Source organism: Kitasatospora sp. NPDC059160 (assembly GCF_042755465.1).
GTDB lineage: Bacteria > Actinomycetota > Actinomycetes > Streptomycetales > Streptomycetaceae > Kitasatospora.
Genome location: NZ_JBHZCN010000027.1, coordinates 1 through 23,660 on the forward strand (window position 1 = coordinate 1; position 23,660 = coordinate 23,660).

Below are 23,660 nucleotides of genomic sequence, written 5' to 3' on the forward strand. Positions count from 1 at the left end.
TCTACGACGCGGACGGCAACCAGCTGGTCCGCCGCAACCCCGGCAAGGTCACCGTCAACCTCGGCGCCGGAGACGAACTCACCTACGACACCGGCGCCAAGGCCAGCACCGGCACCCGCTACTACGCCCTCCCCGGCGGCGTCACCCTCGTCCGCCAGGGACCGACCAAGCTCACCTACCAGCTGGCCGACCAGCACGGCACCGGCACCCTGTCGATCGACTCGGCGACCACCGACGTCAACCGCCGCTGGACCGACCCCTTCGGCGTCCTCCGCGGCTCCGGCAGCGGCACCTCGTGGGCCGGCGACAAGGGCTTCGTCAACGGGTTGAAGGACGACGCGACCGGCTTCACCACCCTGGGCGCCCGCCAGTACCAGCCCGGCACCGGCCGCTTCCTCAGCCCGGACCCGCTGATGCTGGCCGACGACCCGCAGCAGTGGAACGCCTACGCGTACAGCAACAACGACCCGGTGAACAAGACGGACCCCACCGGCATGGCGCTCGAGGAGTGCGCGACCGGCTTCGCCAAGTGCTCCAACATGGGTACCAAGGTCGACACGACCCAGGACGGCCCGAACTACCAGCGGATCGTGGCCGAGATCAAGAGGGCGGAACCGATCCGCAAGGCGGGTTACGTCGAGTTCGTCAAGAGGGCGCTTTCGAAGCCGCATCCCAACGCCTACACGGAGAGTCAGGTTCCCGTTGGAGGGGCTGGTGTCGTCGGCCATTCGACGGTGCAGAAGGGTCAACCGGACGACCAGATCAACTACGAGATCGGTGCGGAGCTGAAGAAGAGCAACATACCGTTGTCGGTCTCGGTCGGTGCCTCCACGACCCAGGCGACCCAGTGGTCCGAGCAGTACGCGAAGAAGAAGAGCAACAACCAGAACATCAAGACCGGAGCGAAGGTCTCGGTGGAAGGCAGCGTGCTCGGATTCGCGAAGACGACCGCGGAGGGGAGTATCGAGTACAACTACGAGTGGGGCGAGGAGGAGACCAATACGAGGACCGACGGGAAGAGCACTACCACCCAGGAGACCACCAACACCACGGCTCAGATTCCGGCCGACAAGGAGTACGGGTTCTCGCCGTTGGGCCGTCGGACGAACTATGTGACCACCTACTATCACGAGGACGGCACGGTGACCACGAAGGAGTGGGGCACCTACCAGTTCCTCAGCTGGAACCGGGTCGTCTACGACCACGCGCCGGCCGAGGCTGTCGACAAGTAGGAGTTCCGCGCCGCCCTGGGCACGCGTCCAGGGCGGCGCGGAACCCCGTCGAGGAGAGGATGACTGACGAAGTGAGAGGATCAGTGGTGAGGTTCGGTGTCGTTCTCCTGGGCTTGGTGCTCGGAGCCTGCGCGTGCAGCGGGGCCCCTCGGGGAGAGGTGGCGCCTGACGTCACAGGAGGTGGCTCCGCTGCCGCCGTGCCGTCCTCCGCTCCGCCGGTCGTTCCGACGCCGACCGTGAAGGATCCTGCGGGGGCCACTCCTGGACCGGCGTTTCCGGACGACATCAAGCGCCAGGTCGTCCGGATGGCCGAGGAGGGCGGACGGATGCCGGCGGGCGGAGCGTTCTCGGTGGCTGAGTACGACGGCGGCTACGGAACGGAGTTGATCTGGCAGACCGAGAAGACCGGCGAGATCTGTACCGCGTCGGTGGCCGGTCCGAGCACCACGTGTGCGACGCTCGCGTCGATTCCGGCGAAGCACGTTCCCGGGGCCGAGATCTTCATGGGCGGTGGGCGGTTCAGTGCCCACGGACGGACGTCGTGGGCGGTGACGCTCATCGCGAGCGGAGAGTCGGTCGACCACCTGGTATGTCAGGGCCGGGACTTCCCGGCACGTGCTGCCTACTCGACCCGCGTCGAGGGCATCCCACGCACGATCTACACCGTCGTCATTCCGCAGGAACTCCAGGGCTCGTACCGGGTGGTCGTCCAGCGGGACGGTCAACAGGCCGAGGAACGGATCGACCTCAACCTGGAGAAGGTCGCCTCGCCTGTGCAGTGCTGAGCGGCCGAGCGTGACCCGGCGGTGCCCCGCCTCCCCGAAACAGGGAGGCGGGGCACCGCCTTTTCGTCTGGCGCGCCAGGGGTGGGGCCAGGCCCACCCCTGTTCGGGGGGCAGGTGGATTCTGCGGGCGGGGCGGTGTCCCTAGATTCGGTCACGAGCCGCCTCCGGGGCGGGTGGTGGTGGGACGGGGAGGTCGTCGTGCGGGGATCGGTGCAGCCGGCGCTGCGGTTGGTGGGGCTGCGGAAGCGGTTCGGGGCGCACGTGGCCGTGGACGGGGTGGACCTGCTGGTGCCGAGCGGGTCGTTCTACGGGCTGGTCGGGCCGAACGGCGCCGGGAAGACGACCGCGCTGTCGATGGCGGTCGGGCTGCTGCGGCCGGACGCCGGGAGTTCGGCGGTCCTCGGGGTCGACGTGTGGAGCGACCCGGTGCGGGCCAAGGCGCTGGTGGGGGTGCTGCCGGACGGGATGATGCTGCCGGAGCGGCTGAGCGGGCCCGAAGTGCTGCACTACCTGGGGCGGTTGCGCGGGCTGCCGGGGGCGACGGTGGACGCGCGGGCGGCGGAGCTGCTGGCCGTGCTGGAGCTGGACGGGGCCGGGGACACCCCGGTGATCGACTACTCGACCGGGATGCGCAAGAAGATCGGTCTGGCGACGGCGCTGCTGCACGCGCCGCGGCTGCTGGTGCTGGACGAGCCGTTCGAGGCGGTCGACCCGGTGTCGGCGGCGACGATCCGGGCGATCCTGCGGCGCTTCGTCGCCTCGGGCGGGTCGGTGGTGTTCTCCAGTCACGTGATGGCGCTGGTGGAGCAGCTCTGCGACCACGTCGGGGTGATCGCCGGGGGCCGGGTGCTGGCGGCCGGGCCGGTGGCGGAGGTGCGGGCCGGGCGGGGGCTGGAGGACGTCTTCGTCGAGCTGGTCGGCGCCCGTACCGGCGGGGAGGAGGGGCTGTCGTGGCTGGCGTCGTGAAGTCCGGGGGCGTGCCGGATCCCGGGGGCGTGCCGAACCCCGTCGTCGTCCTGACCGGGATGAAGCTGGCCGTGCTGCGGCGGTCGATGTCCGGCCCGCGGGCGGCGAGCCTGATCGCGGGCGGGGTGTGCGGCGGCCTGGTGGCGGTGGGCACGGCCCTGCTGGGCCTGGTGGACTTCCCGGCGCCGGAGGCCGGGGTGGGCACGATCGCCCTGGTGCTGCTGGTCTGGACGGTCGGCTGGGCGGTCGGGCCGACCCTCACCGGCGGGGACCCGACCCTGCGGCTGTCGTACTTCGCGCTGGTGCCCCAGCCTCCGCGCCGGCTGGCGCTGGGCCTGCTGGCCGCCTCGTTCGTCGGCGTCACCCCGGCGGTCGCCCTGGTCGCCTTCGCCGTGCTGGTGGTGTTCGGCGCCGGGCTGGGGCCGCTGCCCGCGCTGGTGGCGGTGCCCGCCATGCTGCTCCAGCTGCTGTTCGTGGTGGTGCTCGCCAAGCTCGGCGTGCAGGGCCTGGGCCGGGTGGCCCGGTCGCGGCTGGGCTGGGAGCTGTCGGCGCTGCTGGTCGGCCTGGTCTGCGGGTTCCTGAACACCGGCTGGTTCGGGATCGCCTTCTTCTTCAAGCTGCTGGGCGGCCACTGGGCGCCGACCATCGGCACGGTGGTGCGCGTCCTGCCCTCCGGCTGGTCGGTGGTCGCCGTGGACGCCGCCCGGCGCTCCGACTGGGTCCTGGTCGGCGCCTGCCTCGGCGGACTGCTCGCCCTGTGCGGGCTGCTGTTCGCCGCCTGGACGGCCCTGCTGGCCCGGCAGTTGGTGCGCGGTACGGCGGGGGGCGGACGGCCCGCCGGCCGTCGGCGCGGCCGCCCGCGGCTCCTCCCGGACACCCCCGGGGCCGCCGTTCTCGGCAAGGAGCTGCGCCTGTGGGCGCGCGACCCGCGCCGGGCCCGCTTCCTGCGGATCGCCCTGTGGACCGGCCTGTTCACCGGCCTGCTGCCGGTGCTCGGCGGCTTCCCGACCGTACTGCCGTGGACGGGCGTGGTCACGGCGCTGTACGCCGGTGCGCTCGGCTCCAGCCTGTACGGGCTGGACGCCGGCGCCCTCTGGCTGACCCTGGTCGCCCCCGGCGCCGAGCGGATCGACGTCCGGGCCCGGCAGCTGGCCTGGCTGCTGCTGGTCGGCCCGGCCGCGCTGCTGCTCACCGTCGCCGGGACGGTGGCCGTCCCGAACGGCTGGGCCTGGCCCTGGCTGCTGGCCGCCCTGCCGGCGGTGCTCGGTGCGGGCGCGGGGCTGGTGCCGCTGATGTCGCTGCTCGGCCCGGCGCCGTTCCCGGACCGGCCGGGCGGCAACCCGCTGGACGGATTCAGCGACGAGAGCGGCGACCAGGTCCGGATGCAGAGCCTCGCCGTCCTGCTGCTCCAGCTGTTCGCCGCGCTGCCGGCCACCGGCGTGGTGCTGGCCGGGACGCTGCTGCACAGCGCACCGCTGCGCTGGGGCGGCACGGCGGTCGGCCTGGCCACCGGGCTGCTGTTCGCCGGGTGGATGGGCCGGGCGGCCCGGCGCCGACTGGAGACCCGCGGGCCGGAACTGCTGGACGTGATGCGCAAGGGCGTCCGCCGGAAGGCCGGCTCGGCGGACCGCTCGCCGCGGGAGCAGGACCTGCTGGACCAGCTCTCCCGCCGCCGGACCGCGGTCGCCGGGCTGCTGGTGACGGCCGGGGTGCTGAGCACGGCCCCGCAGGGCGCAGTGGCGCTGGCCATGTCGCTGCTCGCGCCGGCCAACCGGAGCTGGTTCCTGGCCCTGTACCTGCCGCCCGCCTGGCAGGTGCCGGTCGCGACGGGGTTCATCCTGCTGGGCTCGGTGTGCTTCGTGGGGGTGTACCGGCTGATCCGCGCCAAGCAGGCGGCCGAGCGGGCGGCCGAGGGCGTAACGGGGGGCTGAGCCGGGCCCGTTGCGGGGCTGCCATCATGATCGTCCAGCACAGCACAGCACAGCACAGCCGCAGGGCAGCACAGCAGGACACCGCACAGCAGGACACCGCACAGAACCGTCGAGCCGACCGGAGGCCCACCCCGTGAGCACCCCGCAGTCCCGAGGCGCCGAGGCGCTGCGCACCGCCCTCCTGGCGCTCGGTCGCCTCGCCGTCCTCACCCTGCTGATCCCGGTCGGCGCGGTGATGGGCGTGCTCTTCGTGGTCTCGTTCCTGCTCTGGGTCGGCGCCGGGCTGGTCCCGTTGTTCCCGGTGACGACCCGGGTGGTCCGCTCCGCCGCCACGGCCGCCCGCTGGGCCTCCGGCCACTGGTCGCAGGTGCCCGTACCGGTGCCGTACGTGCCGCGCCCGGCGCTGGAACGCACCCTGCACGGCTGGTACTGGACCGGCCACGACTACCACAAGAACCGCTGGTTCGCGGGCTTCGCGCTCAAGCTCCGCTGGCTCTGGAACGACCCGGCGACCTGGCGGGACGCCGCCTGGCTGCTGGTCGACCCGCTGGTCGGCGGCGCCGTCGCGGCCGCGCCCGTCCTGCTGACCGGCTACGGCCTGTACGGGCTGGCGCAGCCCGTACTGCCCGAACCCGGCCCCGGCTACGGCCTGTTGCCGCTGCCCGGGCTGCTCGGACCGCTGCTCGGCCTGGTCCTGGTGGCCGCCGGACTCGCCCTCGCCGGGCCCGCACTGCACCTGCACGGCCGTTGGACCCGTACCCTGCTCGGCCCCACCGAGCGCTCCCGGCTGGCCCATCGGGTCGAGCAGCTCACCGAGATCCGGCTGGACGCCACCGAGGCCCAGGCCGCCGAGCTGCGCCGGATCGAACGGGACCTGCACGACGGCGCCCAGGCCCGGCTGGTCGCCGTCAGCCTGCGGCTCGGCGCGGTGGTACCGCTGATCGACCGGGACCCGGAGAAGGCGAAGCAGGTGGTGACGGACGCCCAGGAGAACGTCACCCAGGCCCTCCAGGAGCTGCGCGACCTGGTGCGCGGCATCCACCCGCCGGTGCTCGCCGAACGCGGCCTCGCCGAAGGGATCCGGGCGCTCGCGCTGGACGTGCCGTTGAAGGTCGAGGTCCGGGCCGAACTGCCCGGACGGGCGGAGGCGCCGGTGGAGTCGGCGATGTACTTCGCGGTCAGCGAGGCGCTCACCAACGCGGTCAAGCACGGCGACGCCCGGCACGCCGGGGTGGAGCTCACCCACGCCGCCGGACTGCTCCGCGCCGAGGTCTTCGACGACGGCCGGGGCGGCGCCGACCCGGAGGGCGGCAGCGGCCTGCGGGGCATCCAGCGCAGGCTGGCGGTGTTCGACGGTACGCTCACGCTGACCAGCCCCCCGGGGGGCCCGACCAGGCTGATCATGGAGCTACCGTGCGTGTTGTCCTCGCCGAGGACCTCGTCCTGCTGAGGGACGGACTCGAACTCCTGCTGAGCGCCCACGGCCACGACATCGTCGCGGCCGTGGAGAGCGGGCCGGAACTGTCCGCCGCGCTCGCCGAGCACCGCCCCGACATCGCCGTGGTCGACGTCCGGCTGCCCCCCACCTACTCCGACGAGGGCCTCCAGGCCGCGCTGGCGGCCCGCCGCGAACAGCCCGGACTGCCGGTGCTGGTGCTCTCCCAGCACGTCGAGCAGCTCTACGCCCGGGAGCTGATCGCCGACGGCGCGGGCGGCGTCGGCTACCTGCTCAAGGACCGGGTCTCCAAGGCCGACCAGTTCGTCGACGCCGTCCACACCGTCGCCGCCGGCGGCACCGTCATGGACCCCCAGGTGATCACCCGCCTGCTGGCCCGCAACGCCTACGACGAGCCGCTCGCGATGCTGACCCCGCGCGAACGCGACGTGCTCGAGATGATGGCCGAGGGCCGTTCCAACGCCGCGATCGCCCTGCGGCTCCACTTCAGCGAGGGCGCGGTCAGCAAGCACACCTCCAACATCTTCGCCAAGCTCGGCCTCGGCGCCTCCGACGACGACAACCGCCGCGTCCTGGCGGTACTCGCCTACCTGAACGGAACCCGCGCGGAGTAGGGCACCGGAAGTCGGCGGGGCCGACTTCTGCTGCTGGGGCCGTACTGCCGGGGTGGGGGTGCTTGCCGGGGGTGGGGGCCGGGGCGGGCGTCGGTACGATCGGCGTATGGGTGGTGCGAAGGACGAGGCCTGGGACGCGGATGCGGCCGAGCGGGCGGTGGCGGTGTTGAAGGCGGTGGCCGACCCGTCGCGGTACCGGTTGCTGTGGGCGTTGAGCCGCCGGGAGCTGCCGGTCAGCGAGCTGGCCGAGCTGTTGGGCGCGCACGTGGCGGCCACCTCGCAGCACCTGGCGAAGCTGCGGGCGGCGGGTCTGGTGGTGGCCCGCCGGGAGGGTACGCGGATCTTCTACCGCGCCATCGAGGTGCGCGGGCTGCTGACCGAGGCGGCCGTGATCGCCAACGACCTGCCGGACCGCAGCGGTGGTGTCGGCGGCGCGGCCGCGGCCGCCGACACGGCGGAGCAGCCCTTCGGCCGGGCCGCCCGGGCCGCCCGCGCCGTCCGGGGGGTGCGCGGCCGCCCGGCGGCCGGTCCGACGGGCTGAGCCGGGGCCGGCCCGATGGGCTGAGCCGGAGCCGGTCCGGGTTGTGCCGGAGCCTGTTCGGGTTGTGCTGAGCATGCCCAATTGGTCTGGACCACTGGCCGGAACGCGCGGGTCTCCCCGCCCTCGCCCCACCGGGTGACCGCTCCGCCCCGGGGGCCTGCGGGGCGGGGGAGGGTGCGGTCCTTCGCCGACGGACCGAGGGCTGGGGCCGTCGCGCCCCGGGAGTCCGCCGCCCAGGCGGCCCCGGCGGCTTCCGGCCGAATTGGTCTCGACCATTGCCCTCCGTCCACCGGTGCACGAGGCTGCTGCGCACCGGGCACCGGATCATCACGACCGGAGCCCTCGCCACCGGAACAGGAAGGCAGCAACACACCCATGCGCAAAGCGATTTCGACCCTGAGTCTGACCGGACTACTGGCTGCCGGCGCGCTGCTGGCCGCGCCGTCCGCGCAGGCTGCCAGTTTCGTCTACATCGGCATGTACCCGAGCGGCGCCGCGTGCGACGCGGCCGGCAAGGACTACGTGGCCCGGGGTGAGGCGATCACCTACTTCTGCGACGTCGCCCCGAACACCGCCCGGCTCTCGATCGTGCCCTCCTGGCGATAGGTCAGACCCCTTCGCCGAAAGGCCCGGTGGCCGCACGGTCGCCGGGCCCGCCACCACCACCGCGGATGACCTGGGCGCGGCGGAACAGCTCGTCCGTCTCGGCGGCCAGCACCCCGCCCAGCAGCAGTCGCGGGTGGTAGAAGGAGTCGGCGGCCTTGGCCACGTCGACGGCGGACAGGTCGATCTGGTCCAGGCCGGCGCGGCGCAGCCCCTCGATCGAAGTGGCCCAGACGACCTGGCCGATGCCGGCCCAGGCGCAGGCGCTCATGCACATGGGGCAGGGTTCGGCGGTGGTGTACAGGGAGGTGCCCGCCCACTCGGGGCTGCCGTAGGGCTGCCCGAAGTCGTCGATGGCGACCATCTCGCCGTGGTAGGTCGGGCCGTCCTGCGCCGCGTTGACGCCCCGGGCCACCACCTCGCCGGAGCGCACCAGCACCGCCCCGAAGGGGTAGCGCTCGTTCCTGTGCCCCTCCTCGATCGCCGCCGCCATGAAGCGCTCGTGGTCGCTGCGCGCGGTGGCGGGTGCCGGGTGCGGCGCCGCACCCACTGCGCCCGCCGCACCCACTGCGCCCGCCGCGCCCACCGCTCCAGCTGCGCCGAGGAAGTGACGCCTGTTCAACACCACGCTGTGCTCCGTCCGGTCGGCGTACGGGGTTCCGGAGCATTCTCCCCGCCCTACGCCTCCTCCGACCGGTATTCCTGCCGGGCCGCGTCGTAGCCGAACAGGCCCGCGTAGCGGCCCCAGTCGGTGGCGGTCTCCAGCTGCCGGTCGACCTGTTCGCTGGTGTAGTGGTGGGCGAGGAGGTCGCGGAAGAAGCCGGCCCGGGCGGTGGCGCCGGGTTCGCCGCCGAGGCTGTTGGCGATCAGCTTGACCAGCGGGACGTCGAGGGCGGCGCCGGCGAAGAGGGCGCGGGAGTCCTGGACGTCGGCGTGGGCGAAGGCGGTGCCGTCCTCGGTGAGCAGGAGGTCGTCGCCGTGGATCTCGGCGAAGCCGAGCAGGTCGAGGGCGTCGACCTGGGGGAGCATGTCGTCGATGTCGAGGCCGAGTTGGTCGGCGAGGTCGGCGAGGTCGCAGCGGCCGGCGCGGTGGGCGATCATCTCGGCCAGGCCGGAGAGGCCGTCCACGCTGGCGCTGGGCAGCGGGGTGTTGGCGACGGTCCGGCGGTCGGGGCGGTCCGGGGCCGCGGGGTCCGGGTCCGTGCGGTCCGGTTCGGTGGGGCCGGGCTCGGTACGGTCCGGCTCGGGGCGCCCGGCCGCCCGGGGGTCCTTGGGCCGGCCGGTCATGATCCGGTAGACCCGGTCGACGAGTTCGTCGAAGGCGGCGGAGTCGCGGTCGCGCGGGCGTTCCAGGTCGACGTCGACGGTCTCCCGGATGGTGCCGTACGGGCGGGAGCCGAGGACGACGACGCGGTCGGCCATCAGCACGGCCTCCTCGATGTTGTGGGTGACCAGGACGACGGCGCGGGTGGGGAACTGGCCGGACTCCCACAGTTCCAGGAGTTCGCCGCGCAGGTTCTCGGCGGTGAGCACGTCGAGCGCGGAGAACGGTTCGTCCATCATCAGCACGTCGGGTTCGACGACCAGGGCCCGGGCGAAGCCGACGCGTTGGCGCATGCCGCCGGAGAGCTCCTTGGGGTAGGCGTTCTCGAAGCCGGTGAGGCCGATCAGGTCGATGGCCTGGTCGGCGGCGCGGGCGCGCTCGCGCGGGGGCACCCCGCGGGCCTCCAGGCCCAGTTCGACGTTCTGCCGGACGGTCAGCCAGGGCAGCAGGGCGAAGGTCTGGAAGACGAGCGCGGTGCCGGGGTTGGCGCCGGTGAGGGGGGTGCCGCGGTAGCGGACGGTGCCGGAGCTGGGCGGCAGCAGGCCGGCCAGGCAGCGCAGCAGGGTGGACTTGCCGGAGCCGGAGCGGCCGAGCAGGGCGACGATCTCGCCGGCCCGGACGGTGAGGTCGATCCCGGAGAGCACCGGGAGTTCGCCGTCGGCGCCGGCGTAGGACTTGGTGAGGCCGACGGTCTCCAGCAGGGTCGCGCCGTCCGCCACGGCGGGCTGGGTGACGGCGGGGGCGGGGCGGGAGGAGAACGGGAAGCGCATCGGGGGGAACCTCATTGGAGCGAGTAACGGCGTTCGGCCAGGCGGTACAACCGGCGCCAGACCAGGCGGTTGAGGGCGACGACGTACGCGCTCATCACCGCGACCCCGGCGAGCAGGTGCGGGTGGTCGCCGCGTTCGGTGGCGCCGGCGATGTACGCGCCGAGGCCGGTGGCGGTGAGGGTGGTGCCGCCGAAGGTGACCACCTCGGAGACGATGGAGGCGTTCCAGGCGCCGCCGGAGGCGGTGATGCCGCCGGTGACGTACGCCGGGAAGATGCCGGGGACGATGAGCCGCCGCCAGCGCTGCAGGCCGCGCACGCCGAGGTTGTCCATGGCCTCGCGCAGGTCGCTGGGGATGGCCATGGCGCCGGCGATGGCGTTGAACAGGATGTACCACTGGGCGCCGAGGGCCATCAGCAGCACGCCGCCGAGGTCGATCGACAGGCCGGTGCGCAGCAGCAGCCAGACCACCAGCGGGAACAGGAAGTTGGCGGGGAAGCTGGCGAGCACCTGGACCAGCGGCTGGGCGATCCTGGTCAGCCGGGGGGAGAAGCCGATCCGCACGCCGATCGGCACCCAGACGACGGTGGCGACCGCGACCAGCACCACCACCCGGGCCAGGGTGGCGAGGCCGAGCAGCAGGGGCTCGCCGAAGACGCCGAGGCCGGTGGTGCCGGCGAGGTAGCGGCCGAGGTCGACCAGGCCCCAGAGCACGATGCCGCCGGAGACGACGGCGAAGAGGAGGTCGCCGGTGCGCTGCCGGGCGCGGCTGACCGCGAGCGGCCGGTCGTCGGTGCCGAAGACCCGTCCGGCCCGGTCCAGGGCCCGGCCGAGGGGCCGCAGCACCCGGCCGAGCAGGCCGGGCAGCCGGGAGCGGCGCAGCAGGGCGAGCACGACGGAGCGCTGCACCTCGGTGGCCTCGGACTGCTCGTTCTTGAAGCGTTCGGCCCAGGCGGTGAGCGGCCGCCAGAACAGGAAGTTCACGCCGATGACCAGGACGGCCATGGTGGCGATCGCCCAGCCGACCCGGCCGAGGTCGCCGGCGGCGATGGCGGCGCCCGCGTAGGAGCCGACCCCGGGCAGGGCGTAGCGCTGGTTGTCGACGCTGATCGCCTCGGAGGCGACCAGGAAGAACCAGCCGCCGCCGAAGCTGAGCATGCCGTTCCAGACCAGGCCGATCATGCCGGAGGGCAGTTCGACCTTCCGGAACCGCATCCACCGGCTGAACCGGAAGGAGCGGGACAGCTCGTCGAGTTCGCGCGGCAGCGAGACCAGTGAGTGGTAGAAGCCGAAGGTCATGTTCCACGCCTGGGACGTGAAGATGGCGAACACGGCCGCGCACTCCAGGCCGAGCTCGGAGCCGGGGAACAGGGCGAGGAAGCCGGTGACGGCGACGGTCAGGAAGGCGAGCACCGGCACCGACTGGAGGATGTCCAGCGCGGGGATCAGCACCCGTTCCAGCCGGCGGCTGCGGGCGGCGGCGTAGGCGTAGCCGAAGGTGAAGCCGACCGAGAGGACCAGCGCCGCGAACATCCGCAGCAGCGAGCGCGCGGCGTCGTACGGCAGCCGGGCCGGGTCGGTGTCCACGGCGGCGTCGCGCGCGGTGGAGAACCGTACGGTGGTGCCCTGTCCGACCCGCAGTGCGAGGTAGAGCAGGACCAGGACGGCGGCGGCCACGACCACGTCCGCCCAGCCCGCCCGGGGGGCCCGGCCCGCCCGGGACGGGCGGCCCGCGGTCCGGGGCGGCAGCGGGCCCCGGGACGGGCCCGGGGCGGACTTCGGGAAGGACATGACGGGGACCTCCGGCGCAAACCCGGGCAGTCTGCTCCCTTCTGACGTCCGTACGCAAATGGACCGGTGTTTCGGTCCGGTGCTCAGGCCGGAGGGGGCCTACGCGGTTTCGACGAACTCCAGCAGGTTGCCGACCGGGTCGGTGGTGTAGAAGCGGCGCCGGGGCGGGAGGCTGTCGTCCCAGACGACCTGGGCGCCGAGTCCGGCGAGGCGTTCGGCGAAGTCCTCGATCTCGCAGACCGCCATCCCGGGGTGGGCCTTGACACTGGGGCGGAAGCGCTCCTCGATGCCGAGGTAGAGCCGGACCCGGCCGCCGTCGGCGGCGAACCAGCAGCCGCCGCGGCCGGTCAGCGGCTGGGGCTTGGGGATCTCGGCCATCTGCAGGACGTCGCCGTAGAAGGCGCGCAGCAGGGGCTCGCTGCCGGGTGGCGCGGAGAGCTGGACGTGGTCGAGGGCCGTGATCACTTCGGCTTCCTCTCGGAGGGGTCGGACGGGGTGGACGTGGCGTGCTGCCGGGCCGCGGTGACCAGCAGCCGGGCGGTCGGGGTGGGCAGGCCGAGGTGGTGGGCGATCCACTGGGGGTCGTGCCCGTGGGTGGCGAACACCCAGGCGGTGTAGAGCCGGTTGAGGCCGGGGGCGTCGGGGCCGAGCAGGAGCGGGCGGACCTGCTCCATCGGGAAGCCCTCCAGCGAGCGGGCGCTGAACCACTGGGCGTCGTCCTCCGGGGCGGGAGGTGCGGCCAGGCCCGCCCGCTGCCGGCTGTGGGCCAGCAGCAGGGCGAGCAGCAGCCCGACGGCCGAGCCGCCGATGAGCACGCCGGAGAGGAACAGGCGCAGCGGAGCGGGCGCGGCGCCGAGGGCGGCGACCTGGAGGGCGAGGAGGAGCACGGCGACGCAGAGCGCCGTACCTCGGCTCGTCCAGGGGAACAGGGCGGTCCGGGTCATGCGGTGTCCTCCTCCGGTTGGTGTCGGCGCTGTCGGTGGTGCCACTGGCGCTGCGGCGGGGCCGGCCTCAGGCGGCGCGGACCAGCCGGGGGTCGTACTTGTAGCCGATCTGCCGGACGGTGGCGATCGCCTCCCGGTGGCCGGGGCCGAGCTTGCGGCGGATCCGGGCGATGTGGGTGGCGATGGTGCGGGTGTCGCCGGTGTCCGGCCGGCCCCAGACGGACTCCATCAGCTGGCGGCGGGAGTGCACCCGCAGCGGGTTGCCGACCAGGTGGGCGAGCAGTTCGAACTCCAGGTACGGCAGGTCGAGGTGCTGGCCGTCGACGGTGACGGTGCGCTGCTCCTGGTCGACCACCAGGCCGGCCGAGTCGAGGACGGGCCGCGGGCCGGGGACGGTCCGGGCGGCGGGGACGGCCCGCAGGGCGGGGGCGGCGGTGTGGTCCGAGAAGATGGCGTCGAGCCTGCGGTAGCGCACGGCCATGGCGGATGCTCCTTCGGCTGGTGGGGTCGGTCGGGTCAGTGGCCGGGGTGCCAGGAGGCTTCCAGTCGGGCCGTCCCGTCCGGGCCGGTGACGGAGTGCCAGCTGGCCCGCATCCGGGTGGGCCGGTCGTTCGGAAGTCCCGGGGCCGGGCTCGGGGCCGGGGCGCCGACGGCGCGCAGCACGGTGTTGTCGAGCGGGCTGGCGGCCAGCCGTCGGCCCACCGCGGCGAGGGCGGCGCGCAGTCGGCCGCGATCGGTGGACGGGAGGGCGGGCTGGAAAGCGGCAACGATGGACATGGCTGGTCACCTCCGTGACAGGACAGGCAAGATCTGAACAAGTGCGCCGGTGCGCAGGGGAGTTGATGATTCAGGCGGCGGCGGGCGCGGGCGTGGTCGCGGCGGCGGCCCGGTGGCGGGCGGCGGCGAGGGCGATCCGGTGCGCGGCGGCCGGCGGAAGGTCCGCGGTGGGGGTCCCCCCGGCCGGAGGCTGGGGGAGGGCGAGCCAGTCCGGGCGGTGGCCCTGGCGGGCCAGCAGGTAGGCCAGGTGGACACGGGGCTCGTACGCGGAGGCCGGGGTGTTGCGGGTGCCCGAGCGGGGGCAGCTGCCGGGGTCGTCGAGGCGGTAGGCGCGCTCGACGCCGTCGTGCAGGGCGAGTCGGACGCTGGGGCAGTGGTGGAAGAGGTGGTGGAAGGGGGTGGTGGTGCGCATGGCCGTACTGCCTTCCTTACCCCGGGTGCGGGGTGGTCGAGGGTTCCGGGGCGGGGCCGGGGGCGGCGGGCCGTGGTGTGCGGCGCCGCCCCCGGCGTCCGGGTCAGTGGTTCAGTGCGGTCTGCACGATCTTGACGATCACCATCACCATCGCGACCAGCAGGTAGACGCGCAGGGCGCCCATGCCGAGCTTGCGGGTGGTGGACATCACCGGCTTCTCCAGGGTCTCCAGCGGGGGCATCCGCCAGTTCTCCCGGCCGGTGCGGTCGATCGGGTCCTCCTTGGTGCCGCGGCGGCCGGAGAGGAAGGAGTACCCGGCGACCAGGACGCCCGCCACCCCGCAGCCGGCCATGATCCGCAGGATCGCGTCCGAGCTGATGTCCGGCCAGACGACGGCCGCGGTGAGGATCAGCGACAGCGTGACCAGCACGCCGACCACGGCGGCGGTGAAGGCGTTGGTCTTGGGACCGTTCACCCAGGGGCCGAGCACCGCCTTGTCGTTGCAGAGCAGCAGCAGGAAGACGGTGGCGGAGGGCAGCAGCACCCCGGCCAGCACCTGGACGAACTGGGTCATCAGGCCCTGCATGTAGCCGGTGGACAGCAGGGTGATGGCGGCCGCGGCGATCACCAGGCCCGCGTAGATGCCGTAGAAGCCCTTGGCGCCCTTGACCCCGCGGTGCAGCGAGTGCTTGATGCCGAAGACGTCGCCGATGGCGTAGGCGGTGGAGAGCGAGACGGCGAAGGCGCCGATGATCGAGGCGTCCAGCAGGGCGATGGCGAACAGCACGCCCGCCAGGTGGCCGGCCTTGTCCTCGATGCCCTTGGCGACGGCCCCGGCGTCGGAGAACTGGCCGAAGCCGTCGGTGCCCGCGAAGGCGGCGGCGGTGAAGCCCATCATGGCGGCGGCGCCGATGATCACGATCGCGATGCCGATCCAGAGGTCGGCCTTCTCGTACTTCATGAAGCGCGGGGTGATCCGCTTGTCGATGACGTACGACTGCTGGAAGAACAGCTGCCAGGGGGCGACGGTGGTGCCGACGATCGAGATGATCACCAGCATGACCGCGGCCAACTCGCCCGCGCCGCCCGGCATCTGCGGCACCACGAAGTCGTGGGCCATCTGCGAGGTCTTCGGGTGGACCATGAAGTAGATCGGCACCAGCAGCAGCGAGCCTATGCACAGGGTCACCGCGACCCGCTCGAAGCGCTGGAAGGAGCCGGTGAAGGCCGAGGCGATGATGATCGCCGCCGCCAGCACCACCGAGGCGACCTTGGGCAGGCCCAGGTAGCCGGCCGCGAGCGTCACGCCGATGAACTCGGTGACCAGGGTGAGGGCGTTGAGCAGGAAGAGGTCGATGACGCTGAACGCGCCCCAGAACTTGCCGAAGCGCTCCAGGATCAGCCGGGCGTGGCCGACACCGGTGACCGCGCCCAGGCGCAGCACCATCTCCTGGTTGACGTACAGCACGGGCACCAGCATCAGCAGCGTCCACAGCAGCTGGGTGCCGTAGTTCTGGCCGGCCTGGCCGTAGGTGGAGAAGGCGCCGGCGTCGTTGTCGCCGACCATCACGATCAGGCCGGGGCCGACGATCGCCAGCAGGGTCTTGAGTCTTGCCGACAGGCCTTGGCGCGGTGCGTCGTCATCGAGCTTGATGGTGCCGAGCGCACCCTTGATGTCGCCGACGTGGGCGTCGTCCAGTACGGCCGAACGCTGCTTCTGCGGCTTGGAGTTGAGTGTGGCGTTGGTGGTCATGACGTTCCTCCCGTGGACCCCGGGACAGGCGGGGTGATGGGGGCGCGCAGCAGTAATTCCCCCTGCGTGCGGGCACGGCGCACCGGCCCGCGGCGGGGCGGTGCCCGGGCGGGCACGGCGGAGCCGCGTGCGTGCTGGCGAACGGTGCGACGACGTCGCCGCCATGACGTGACGGTGCGTCAGTTGTACGCGCAGGGAAGGTTGTTACCGCGTGCCGGAGGTGTACGAGGACAGGCGGGGGTAGGGGCTACTGTGGCCCGGACTACTGCAATCCATGTCTCTCGCCTCCTCCCGGTCGACGCACCCCGTGGTGCGTGTCATCGACACGGCAAGGAGTTCACCGGCGCGCGCGACTGCCACCGGTTCACCCCAACTCGTCAGAGCTTTGGCACTCCACGGCGTGTCCAACCCGTTCGGGCCGGAAGCCACTTCGGATCAACCCTTAGGTCGGGAAGATCTGTCCTAACCCTGGGCGTCTCTCGACGTCGTCGGATCAGTGGCCTGTGTCCGTGAAGAAGCCTCACCGAACGAGGTGCCTTCTTCAAACCTCCAGAAGCATAGACCGACGGAAGCGCGATACTTGCGCACTTGGTAGAACCTTTACCTTTCGCGAGGCGTGACGTCCGTCCGGGTGACGCGGGTTTGAGCGCCACGTGACGACGGAACGACTTCCCGCCGGATCCGTACCCGCACACGCACACGCAGCTGAGGGGTGGCATGGCGACCGCAGGCTCCCAGACCGCAGGACCTCCGGGGGCTCCCCGGCGGGCGAGGGCGCTGGCACTCGCCCGGCGCCCGAAGCTCTGGCTCTTCCCCGGCGTCCTGTGCGCCCTGGTGGCCGCGCTGCTCTCGCTGCTCTACCTGGGCGGCATCGTCAACCCGACCGGGCACCTGCACCGGCTGCCGATCGCCCTGGTGAACGCCGACCAGGCCCCGCCCCCGCCCGGCCAGCCGGTCAACCTCGGCACCCAGCTGACCCGCGCCGTGGTGGCCGGGACCCCGGACGACACCGTCCGCTGGCGCCAGACCGACGACGCGGGCGCCCGCGACCTGCTCGCCGCCGGCAAGGTCTACGGCGTGCTGCTCGTCCCCGCCGACTTCACCGCCACCGTCACCGCGCTCGCCGCCGGCGGGGCCACCCACCGGCCCACCCTCACCGTCCTCACCAACCCCGGCCTGGGCAGCCTCGGCTCCTCGATCGCCGCCCAGATCGCCCAGAACGCCGCCCACCAGGCCTCGGTCGCGGCCGGACAGCGGCTGCTGGCCGCCGTACCGGCCCAGGGCGGCCCGGGCGCCCAGGGGCCGGACACCGGCGCCACCGCCCGGCTGCTGCTCGCCGACCCGTTCGCCGTCGCCACCCAGGTCGGCCACCCGATCGGCAGCCACAGCGGCCTCGGCCTGAGCGCCTTCTACTTCACCCTGCTCGCCGTGCTGACCGGCTTCATCGGCGGCAACATCATCCACAACGGCGTCGACACCGCGCTCGGCTACAGCGACAGCGAGATCGGCCCCTGGCACACCCGCCGCCCGACCGTCCCGGTCAGCCGCACCCAGACCCTGATGCTCAAGATGCTGATGACCGCCGGGATCATGCTGGTCACCACCTCCCTGGTGCTGCTCTGCACGGCCGGGATCCTCGGCATGGACGCCCCGCACCAGGCCCTGCTGTGGGTGTTCGCCTACTGCGCCAGCCTCGCCGTCGGCCTCGGCGTGCAGGCGATCAACGCCGCGTTCGGCGGGATCGGGCAGCTGGTGTCCATGTTCGTGTTCATCGCGCTCGCCCTGCCGTCCTCCGGGGCGACCGTCCCGCTCCAGGCGGTGCCCGGCTTCTACCGCTTCCTGGCCGTCTTCGAGCCGATGCGGCAGCTGAGCGACGGCATCCGGGCGATCCTCTTCTTCGACGCCCGCTCGGACGCCGGGCTGGCCCGCGGCTGGGTCATGATCGCCATCGGGGTGGCGCTGGCCCTGGCCTTCGGCTTCGGGATGACCCGCTACTACGACCGCAAGGGCCTGCACCGCTGGACGCCCCAGCCCTCGGAGTAGGCCGGTCTAGCTCTTCGTCACGGTCACCTTGAGGTGCTTCATGATCGGCTGGTCGCTCTGGGTGCTGTGGTCGCCGATCGCGCACAGCACGTTCAGCTCCGGCATGTACCCGGCCGCGCAGCCGCGCGGGATGTCGTACGGGACGGCCAGGTAGCCGTGCACCGAGCGGGTGGAGCCGTCCCGGGCGGTGCTGGTGACGTCCACCGGGTCGAACTCGGCGATGCCGCGCTCGCGCATGTCGTCCCGGTTGAGGAAGACCAGGGTGCGCAGGTTCTGCACGCCCCGGTAGCGGTCGTCGTCCGAGTAGATGGTGGTGTTCCACTGGTCGTGCGAGCGCATCGTGCCGAGCGCCAGGGTGCCGGGCGCGGGGACGACGTCGGGCAGCGCGGCGGCGGAGAACTCGGCCTTGCCGGAGGGGGTGAGGAAGACCAGTTCGCGGGCGGGCTGCTTGATCCGGAAGCCCAGCGGCAGCCGCACCCGGCGGTTGAAGTCCTCGAAGCCGTCCAGGACTTCGGCCATGGTGTCGCGGATCCGGTCGTAGTCCTCGATGTACCACTCCCACGGGGTGGGGCTGTCCGGCAGGGCCGCGCGGGCCATCCCGGCGACGATCGCCGGCTCGGAGAGCAGGTGCGGTGAGGCCGGGCGCTTCATGCCGGCCGACAGGTGCACCATGCTCATCGAGTCCTCGACCGAGGTGGACTGCACCCCGGCGCGCTGGTGGTCCTTCTCGGTCCGGCCGAGGCAGGGCAGGATCAGCGCCCGGCGGCCGTGCACCAGGTGGCTGCGGTTCAGCTTGGTGCTCACCTGTACGGTCAACTCGCAGGTGCGCAGGGCCTGGTAGGTGTAGGGGGAGTCCGGGGCGGCGAGCGCGAAGTTGCCGCCCATGCCGACGAAGACGGTCACCTCGCCGCGCCGCATCGCCTCGATCGTCCCGACCGTGTCCAGGCCGTGGGCGCGCGGCGGGTCGATCCGGCAGACCGCGCCGAGCCGGTCCAGGAAGGCGTCGGCCGGCCGGTGGTCGATCCCGCAGGTGCGGTTGCCCTGCACGTTGCTGTGCCCGCGCACCGGCGAGGGCCCGGCCCCCTCCCGGCCCAGGTTGCCGCGCAGCAGCAGCAGGTTGACGATCTCCCGCACGGTGTCCACCCCGTGCTCGTGCTGGGTGACGCCCAGGCACCAGCTGAAGATCGAGCGGTCCGCCTCGCGGTAGACCCGCGCCGCCTTGAGGATCTCCGCCCGGCCCAGCCCGCTCTGGCGCTCCAGCTCCGCCCAGGGCGTCTGCTCGCAGACGCGCCGGTAGGCCGCGAAGCCGCTGGTGTGCCGCTCGATGAAGAGCCGGTCCAGTGCCCCGTCGTCGGCCGCCGACTGCTCCAGGAGCGCCTTCGCCATGCCGCGCAGCAGCGCCATGTCGCCGCCGATCCGCGGCTGGAGGTTGAGCGTGCTGGTGCGGGTCGCCCGGTTCAGCGCCATGTCGGTGAAGTCGTGCGGGATGATCGTCCGGGTCGCCGCCGCCTCGACCAGCGGGTTGACGTGCACGATCTGCGCGCCGCGCCGGAAGGCCTCGGCGAGCGAGGTGAGCATCCGGGGCGCGTTGGAGGCCGCGTTGACGCCCAGGATGAACAGCGCGTCGGTGACCTCCCAGTCCTTGAGGTCGACCGTCCCCTTCCCGGTGCCCAGCGCCGCCTGGAGGGCCCGTCCACTGGCCTCGTGGCACATGTTGGAGCAGTCGGGGAGGTTGTTGGTGCCCAGCTCGCGGGCCATCAGCTGGTACAGGAAGGTCGCCTCGTTGCCGAGCCGGCCGGAGGTGTAGAACGCCGCCCGGTTCGGGTCGTCCAGCCCCCGCAGGGTGCGGCCGACCAGGTCGAACGCGTCCTTCCACCCGATCGGCAGGTAGTGGTCGGTGTCCGGGTCGTAGACCATCGGCTCGGTGAGCCGGCCCTGGTCCTCCAGGGCGAAGTCGCTCCAGTCGGACAGCTCGGTCACCGAGTGCGCGGCGAAGAACTCCAGGCCGACCCGCTTGCGGGTCATCTCCCAGGTGACGTGCTTGATGCCGTTCTCGCAGATGTCCAGGTGCAGGCCCTTGGTGTCGTCCGGCCAGGCGCAGCCCGGGCAGTCGAAGCCGCCGTTCTCGTGGTTCATCCGCATGACGGCCCGCGGGCCGTCCAGGTACGCCCCCTCGCGGGCCATGAAACGGGTGACGCTCTTCGCCGCGCCCCAGCCGGCGGCGGGGTGGTGGTACGGCGCGTAGCGGGGCGGCGCGGCGGGGGAGGGGCCGACCTCCTCCGGCCGCTGCGGGGCGGCGGTGGCTTCGTCGTCGGAGGTGGTCACGGTGCTCGCCTTCCGTCGCGCGGCTGGGTCACTCGGGGGTCCGGGTCGACGCTACGCCGGGCCGTCGGCCCTCGCGCGTCGACCGCTACGGCCCCCGTGCACCGACCGCTACGGCTCCCGCGCGTCGACCCTTGCGGCTCCCGCGCGTCGACAGCTACGCCTTCGGCAGGGCGCCCAGCACCCCGGCCAGGTCCGTCCGCCGGGCCACCTCCCGCAGGGCGCGGGCCATCACCGACCCCGGCTCCCGGGCCGCGGTCACCAGCCCGATCGGCGTGCTGTGCACCGGCTCCACCAGCGGGACGGCCCGCATCCCGGGCGGCACCCCGAACACGTGCAGCCAGGCGTACGGCACCACGCTCGCCCAGTGGCCGGTGCGCACGTGCGCGAACAGCGAGCCCACCGAGTCCGTCTCCACCCGGGGCACCGGCGCCAGTCCGAGGCCCGCGAACACCCCGTCCAGCACCCGGCGGCCCTGCATGCCCGGGTGCAGCAGGCACAGCGGCAGCCGGGAGGCCTCCGTCCAGGTGGCGTGCGGCTGCCCGGCGAGACCGTCGGCGGGGCCGGTCAGCAGGACGTACCGCTCCTCGTACAGCGGGACGGTGCGCACGCCCTCGGTGCCCTGCTCCGGGAGGTAGCTGAGGCCCGCGTCGATCTCGAAGTCCCTTACCTGGCGCAGGAGTTCATCGGCGCGCAGGTCGGTGGACAGCTCCACGGCGGCCAGCGGGTGGGCGGTGCAGAACGGTCCGGTGAGCAGCGGGACGGCCCCCGAGGCGGTCGGCACCGAGCCGATCCGCAGCCGTCCGCTCAGCCCGGTGCGCAGCGCGTCCACCTCGTCGCGCAGGGCGTCCCGGTCGGCCAGGATGCGCTGCGCCCACCGCACGATCCGCTCGCCCTCGGGGGTCAGGCCCTCGTACGCCCGGCCGCGCCGCACCAGCAGCACCCCCAGTTCGTCCTCCAGCTTGCGCAGCGCCTCGGACAGCGCCGGCTGGGAGACCCGGCAGGCCTGGGCGGCGCGGGCGAAGTGCCGCTCGCGGGCCAGGGCGACCAGGTACTCGAGCTGGCGGAACAGCATCTACTCGGCCTCGGCCTCGGCGGCGTGCCCGGCCTCGGTCGGGTCGGTCAGGTCGATCCGGTCGGTGCGGGTGTACACGTTCATCGAGTCGCCGCGCAGGAAGCCGACCAGGGTCAGCCCGCTCTCCTCGGCCAGGTCCACCGCCAGCGAGGACGGCGCGGAGACGGCGGCGAGCGCGGGGATGCCGGCCATCACCGCCTTCTGCACCAGCTCGAAGGAGGCCCGGCCGCTGACCATCAGCACCGTGCCCCGGGCCGGCAGCAGGCCCTCGCGCAGCGCGTGGCCGACCACCTTGTCCACCGCGTTGTGCCGCCCCACGTCCTCGCGCAGGCAGAGCAGCCGCCCCTGGGCGTCGAACAGCCCGGCCGCGTGCAGGCCGCCGGTGCTGTCGAAGACCTTCTGGGCGGCGCGCAGCCGGTCCGGCAGCGCGGACAGCAGCTCGGGGGTGATCCGCAGCCCGTCCGCCGCGACGCTCCACGGCGCGGTGGTGCGCACCGCGTCCAGGCTGGCCTTGCCGCACAGGCCGCAGGAGGAGGTGGTGTAGAAGTTGCGCTCCAGCGAGGCGTCCGGGGCGGGCACACCGGCCGCGAGCACCACGTCCACCACGTTGTAGGTGTTGCCGCCGTCGGCGGTGGCCCCGGCGCAGTAGCGGATCCCGGCCAGGTGGTCGGCGGCGTGCAGCACGCCCTCGCTGACCAGGAAGCCGGCCGCGAGGTCGAAGTCGCTGCCGGGGGTGCGCATGGTCACCGTCAGCGGACGGCCGCCGACCCGGATCTCCATCGGCTCCTCGGCGGCCAGGGTGTCGGGGCGGTGCGAGGGCACGCCCTTGCGCAGCCGCAGCACCCTGCGGGGTACGGTCACTCGGCCCATGGTCGTCGGCTCCTCGGGTGGGTCGCGGGTCGCGGGTCGTGGGTCGGCCTCGCGGCCGGTCAGGTCTGTACGGATGAATCCTCGCGCGTTTCCGGGCCGGCCGGGTGCCCGGGCAGGTGGCGGCGGCTGTGCGCGCCGGTGACCGCCAGGCAGAGCACGCCGACGGCGGCCATGCCGACCAGCAGCGCCGGGTAGGACGCGTGGCCGGCCGTGCCGGCCAGCAGCAGCGGGGTGAGGAAGCCGCTGGAGGTGGTGCTCTGGTAGAGCGCGGCGGAGGTCGGTCCGGCGGGGTTGCGTCCGGTGGCGCGTCCGGCGCTGCGGGCGGTGAGCCGCTCCACCTCGTGCAGGCCCGCGCCGAGGGTCAGTCCGTACCCGGTGCCGAGCACGACGGCGGCCGCCAGCACCAGCCCCACCGAGTCGCGGTCGGCGGCCAGCGCGCCGAGCAGCAGTCCGGCGATCACCGTCGCCATCGCGGTGAGGGTGGCCCGGGCGCTGCCCGCGTCGTCCAGCCGGGCCGCGAAGGGCTGGGCGAGCACCCCCATGGCGAGCGTCAGGGCCGCCACCAGACCGCTGAACAGCGGTGCGTAGCCCGGCAGATGGTGGGCGACCAGCGGCGGCAGCACGACGTAGCCGACGGTCGCGGCGCCCAGCACGGCGGGGCTGGCGGGCAGCACGACGTAGCGGAACCGGGGGTGCTGCACGGCCGCGCGGTGGTGCTCCGCGGGCCGGACCGGGCGGCCCACCGGCGCCGCGTCCGGGAGCCGGCCGGTGGCCCGCAGGACCAGCAGACAGGCCGCGGCGTGGGCGAGACAGGGCACGACGGTCGGACCGGGCAGCCACTCCGAGAGGACGCCGGAGGCCAGCGCACCGGCCGAGAAGCCGATCCCGGTGGCGTACATCGCGCGGCGCGCGGCGGCCACCGGCGACACCCCGGGGCCGGAGAGCTCCCGCAGCCAGGTCGTCCCGGCCGGGAACACCAGCCCGGCCGCGAAGCCGGTCGCCAGCCGGGCGACGTACCCGGTGGGCTCGTCGCCCAGCGCCAGCAGCGCGCTGGCGGCCGCCGACAGGGCGAGCCCGGCCCGCACCGTGCGCCGGCGCCCGTACTGGTCCGCGGCCGGGCCGCCCAGCAGCAGCCCGGGCACCAGCCCGACCAGGTACACCGAGAACATCCCGGCCAGCGACACCGGCGACCAGTCCGTGTGCGCCCGGTAGACGCTCGCCAGCGCGGTGAACTGGTTCGCTCCCCAGGCGGCGACCGCCACGGCGGCCGCGGCCGGTATCCAGCGGGCGGTGCGCACGTGCGGGGTCTCCTCGGACGGTTCGCTCGGACGGGGAATCCGGCGGCGGTGGGCCGCCCGTCCAGTGTCCTGTCCGGCATCGTCGCAGGTCAAAGAGGTCGTACCAGTCGTCCGATCGGCGCGGCCTATCGAACGGGACGACCTCCGACGGCCC

General features: G+C 73.4%; 22 protein-coding genes and 1 riboswitch. Of the genes, 9 read left to right on the forward strand and 13 right to left on the reverse strand.

Annotated features, from left to right (window positions below):
- The 8 genes from ACFXOZ_RS13980 to ACFXOZ_RS14015 all read left to right on the forward strand — a co-directional run.
- The coding region (locus ACFXOZ_RS13980) for an RHS repeat-associated core domain-containing protein (protein ID WP_380590200.1) at positions 1-1,232 on the forward strand (1,232 nt) is incomplete at its 5' end.
- 305 nt (positions 1,233-1,537) lie between these two features.
- Positions 1,538-2,017 carry a hypothetical protein gene (locus ACFXOZ_RS13985; RefSeq protein WP_380590203.1) on the forward strand — a complete coding sequence of 160 codons (480 nt, stop codon included), beginning with the start codon at positions 1,538-1,540 and terminating at the stop codon, positions 2,015-2,017.
- Between the two features lie 198 nt (positions 2,018-2,215).
- Positions 2,216-2,983, forward strand: coding sequence for an ABC transporter ATP-binding protein (locus ACFXOZ_RS13990; RefSeq protein WP_380526373.1), 768 nt, complete (start codon positions 2,216-2,218; stop codon positions 2,981-2,983).
- On the forward strand, positions 2,968-4,914 hold the full coding sequence (locus ACFXOZ_RS13995) for a hypothetical protein (protein WP_380590206.1): 1,947 nt from the start codon (positions 2,968-2,970) through the stop codon (positions 4,912-4,914). The genes ACFXOZ_RS13990 and ACFXOZ_RS13995 overlap by 16 nt, the downstream gene beginning before the upstream one ends.
- Before the next feature lie 133 nt (positions 4,915-5,047).
- Positions 5,048-6,364, forward strand: a complete 1,317-nt coding sequence (locus tag ACFXOZ_RS14000; protein ID WP_380526369.1) for a sensor histidine kinase — start codon at positions 5,048-5,050, stop codon at positions 6,362-6,364.
- On the forward strand, positions 6,328-6,984 hold the full coding sequence (locus ACFXOZ_RS14005; protein ID WP_380526367.1) for a LuxR C-terminal-related transcriptional regulator: 657 nt from the start codon (positions 6,328-6,330) through the stop codon (positions 6,982-6,984). The genes ACFXOZ_RS14000 and ACFXOZ_RS14005 overlap by 37 nt, the downstream gene beginning before the upstream one ends.
- A 106-nt stretch (positions 6,985-7,090) precedes the next feature.
- Complete coding sequence (locus ACFXOZ_RS14010; protein WP_380590209.1) at positions 7,091-7,525, forward strand: ArsR/SmtB family transcription factor; 435 nt, start codon at positions 7,091-7,093, stop codon at positions 7,523-7,525.
- A gap of 375 nt (positions 7,526-7,900) precedes the next feature.
- A complete protein-coding gene (locus ACFXOZ_RS14015) occupies positions 7,901-8,131 on the forward strand; it encodes a hypothetical protein (protein WP_380590212.1) in 231 nt (76 codons plus the stop codon).
- Position 8,132: 1 nt separating this feature from the next.
- Here ACFXOZ_RS14015 and ACFXOZ_RS14020 read toward each other — a convergent pair whose 3' ends face one another.
- The 9 genes from ACFXOZ_RS14020 to ACFXOZ_RS14060 form a co-directional block, all read right to left on the reverse strand.
- A complete protein-coding gene (locus ACFXOZ_RS14020) occupies positions 8,133-8,756 on the reverse strand; it encodes a nucleoside deaminase (protein ID WP_380590215.1) in 624 nt (207 codons plus the stop codon).
- A 50-nt stretch (positions 8,757-8,806) separates the two neighbouring features.
- Complete coding sequence (locus ACFXOZ_RS14025) at positions 8,807-10,222, reverse strand: nitrate/sulfonate/bicarbonate ABC transporter ATP-binding protein (protein ID WP_380590328.1); 1,416 nt, start codon at positions 10,220-10,222, stop codon at positions 8,807-8,809.
- Positions 10,223-10,233: 11 nt separating this feature from the next.
- Positions 10,234-12,012, reverse strand: coding sequence for an ABC transporter permease (locus ACFXOZ_RS14030; RefSeq protein WP_380590218.1), 1,779 nt, complete (start codon positions 12,010-12,012; stop codon positions 10,234-10,236).
- A 99-nt stretch (positions 12,013-12,111) separates the two neighbouring features.
- Entirely contained in the window at positions 12,112-12,477 is a 366-nt protein-coding gene (locus tag ACFXOZ_RS14035; protein WP_375894320.1) for a glyoxalase, read from the reverse strand.
- Positions 12,474-12,956 (reverse strand): hypothetical protein, encoded by a 483-nt coding sequence (locus ACFXOZ_RS14040; RefSeq protein ID WP_380526357.1) that lies wholly within the window; start codon positions 12,954-12,956, stop codon positions 12,474-12,476. Before ACFXOZ_RS14040 ends, ACFXOZ_RS14035 begins: the two co-directional genes overlap by 4 nt.
- A gap of 67 nt (positions 12,957-13,023) precedes the next feature.
- Entirely contained in the window at positions 13,024-13,437 is a 414-nt protein-coding gene (locus ACFXOZ_RS14045) for a winged helix-turn-helix domain-containing protein (protein ID WP_380526355.1), read from the reverse strand.
- Positions 13,438-13,472: 35 nt separating this feature from the next.
- On the reverse strand, positions 13,473-13,733 hold the full coding sequence (locus ACFXOZ_RS14050; RefSeq protein WP_380526354.1) for a hypothetical protein: 261 nt from the start codon (positions 13,731-13,733) through the stop codon (positions 13,473-13,475).
- Between the two features lie 70 nt (positions 13,734-13,803).
- Positions 13,804-14,145 carry a hypothetical protein gene (locus ACFXOZ_RS14055; RefSeq protein WP_380526352.1) on the reverse strand — a complete coding sequence of 114 codons (342 nt, stop codon included), beginning with the start codon at positions 14,143-14,145 and terminating at the stop codon, positions 13,804-13,806.
- Positions 14,146-14,248: 103 nt separating this feature from the next.
- A complete protein-coding gene (locus ACFXOZ_RS14060) occupies positions 14,249-15,898 on the reverse strand; it encodes an NRAMP family divalent metal transporter (RefSeq protein WP_380526350.1) in 1,650 nt (549 codons plus the stop codon).
- A gap of 361 nt (positions 15,899-16,259) precedes the next feature.
- Positions 16,260-16,437, reverse strand: a riboswitch (M-box (ykoK) riboswitch).
- A gap of 178 nt (positions 16,438-16,615) precedes the next feature.
- Here ACFXOZ_RS14060 and ACFXOZ_RS14065 point away from each other — a divergent pair.
- Positions 16,616-17,941 carry a YhgE/Pip domain-containing protein gene (locus ACFXOZ_RS14065; RefSeq protein WP_380590221.1) on the forward strand — a complete coding sequence of 442 codons (1,326 nt, stop codon included), beginning with the start codon at positions 16,616-16,618 and terminating at the stop codon, positions 17,939-17,941.
- A 6-nt stretch (positions 17,942-17,947) separates the two neighbouring features.
- On the opposite strand, the gene ACFXOZ_RS14070 is transcribed toward ACFXOZ_RS14065, so the two are convergent.
- The 4 genes from ACFXOZ_RS14070 to ACFXOZ_RS14085 form a co-directional block, all read right to left on the reverse strand.
- A complete protein-coding gene (locus ACFXOZ_RS14070) occupies positions 17,948-20,266 on the reverse strand; it encodes an FdhF/YdeP family oxidoreductase (protein ID WP_380590224.1) in 2,319 nt (772 codons plus the stop codon).
- Positions 20,267-20,420: 154 nt separating this feature from the next.
- Positions 20,421-21,338 carry a LysR family transcriptional regulator gene (locus ACFXOZ_RS14075; RefSeq protein WP_380526346.1) on the reverse strand — a complete coding sequence of 306 codons (918 nt, stop codon included), beginning with the start codon at positions 21,336-21,338 and terminating at the stop codon, positions 20,421-20,423.
- Positions 21,339-22,208: a formate dehydrogenase accessory sulfurtransferase FdhD gene (fdhD, locus tag ACFXOZ_RS14080; RefSeq protein ID WP_380590226.1), complete on the reverse strand. Its 870-nt coding sequence runs from the start codon at positions 22,206-22,208 to the stop codon at positions 21,339-21,341.
- A gap of 59 nt (positions 22,209-22,267) precedes the next feature.
- Positions 22,268-23,506 carry an MFS transporter gene (locus ACFXOZ_RS14085; RefSeq protein WP_380590229.1) on the reverse strand — a complete coding sequence of 413 codons (1,239 nt, stop codon included), beginning with the start codon at positions 23,504-23,506 and terminating at the stop codon, positions 22,268-22,270.
- Positions 23,507-23,660 lie beyond the last annotated feature (154 nt).

Coding starts and splice junctions, on each gene's coding strand:
- ACFXOZ_RS13985 (WP_380590203.1), top strand. CDS start 1,538: ATGGCCGAGGAGGGCGGACGGATGCCGGCGGGCGGAGCGTTCTCGGTG.
- ACFXOZ_RS14010 (WP_380590209.1), top strand. CDS start 7,091: ATGGGTGGTGCGAAGGACGAGGCCTGGGACGCGGATGCGGCCGAGCGG.
- ACFXOZ_RS14015 (WP_380590212.1), top strand. CDS start 7,901: ATGCGCAAAGCGATTTCGACCCTGAGTCTGACCGGACTACTGGCTGCC.
- ACFXOZ_RS14025 (WP_380590328.1), bottom strand. CDS start 10,222: ATGCGCTTCCCGTTCTCCTCCCGCCCCGCCCCCGCCGTCACCCAGCCC.
- ACFXOZ_RS14030 (WP_380590218.1), bottom strand. CDS start 12,012: ATGTCCTTCCCGAAGTCCGCCCCGGGCCCGTCCCGGGGCCCGCTGCCG.
- ACFXOZ_RS14040 (WP_380526357.1), bottom strand. CDS start 12,956: ATGACCCGGACCGCCCTGTTCCCCTGGACGAGCCGAGGTACGGCGCTC.
- ACFXOZ_RS14045 (WP_380526355.1), bottom strand. CDS start 13,437: ATGGCCGTGCGCTACCGCAGGCTCGACGCCATCTTCTCGGACCACACC.
- ACFXOZ_RS14050 (WP_380526354.1), bottom strand. CDS start 13,733: ATGTCCATCGTTGCCGCTTTCCAGCCCGCCCTCCCGTCCACCGATCGC.
- ACFXOZ_RS14055 (WP_380526352.1), bottom strand. CDS start 14,145: ATGCGCACCACCACCCCCTTCCACCACCTCTTCCACCACTGCCCCAGC.
- ACFXOZ_RS14060 (WP_380526350.1), bottom strand. CDS start 15,898: ATGACCACCAACGCCACACTCAACTCCAAGCCGCAGAAGCAGCGTTCG.
- ACFXOZ_RS14065 (WP_380590221.1), top strand. CDS start 16,616: ATGGCGACCGCAGGCTCCCAGACCGCAGGACCTCCGGGGGCTCCCCGG.
- ACFXOZ_RS14075 (WP_380526346.1), bottom strand. CDS start 21,338: ATGCTGTTCCGCCAGCTCGAGTACCTGGTCGCCCTGGCCCGCGAGCGG.
- fdhD (WP_380590226.1), bottom strand. CDS start 22,208: ATGGGCCGAGTGACCGTACCCCGCAGGGTGCTGCGGCTGCGCAAGGGC.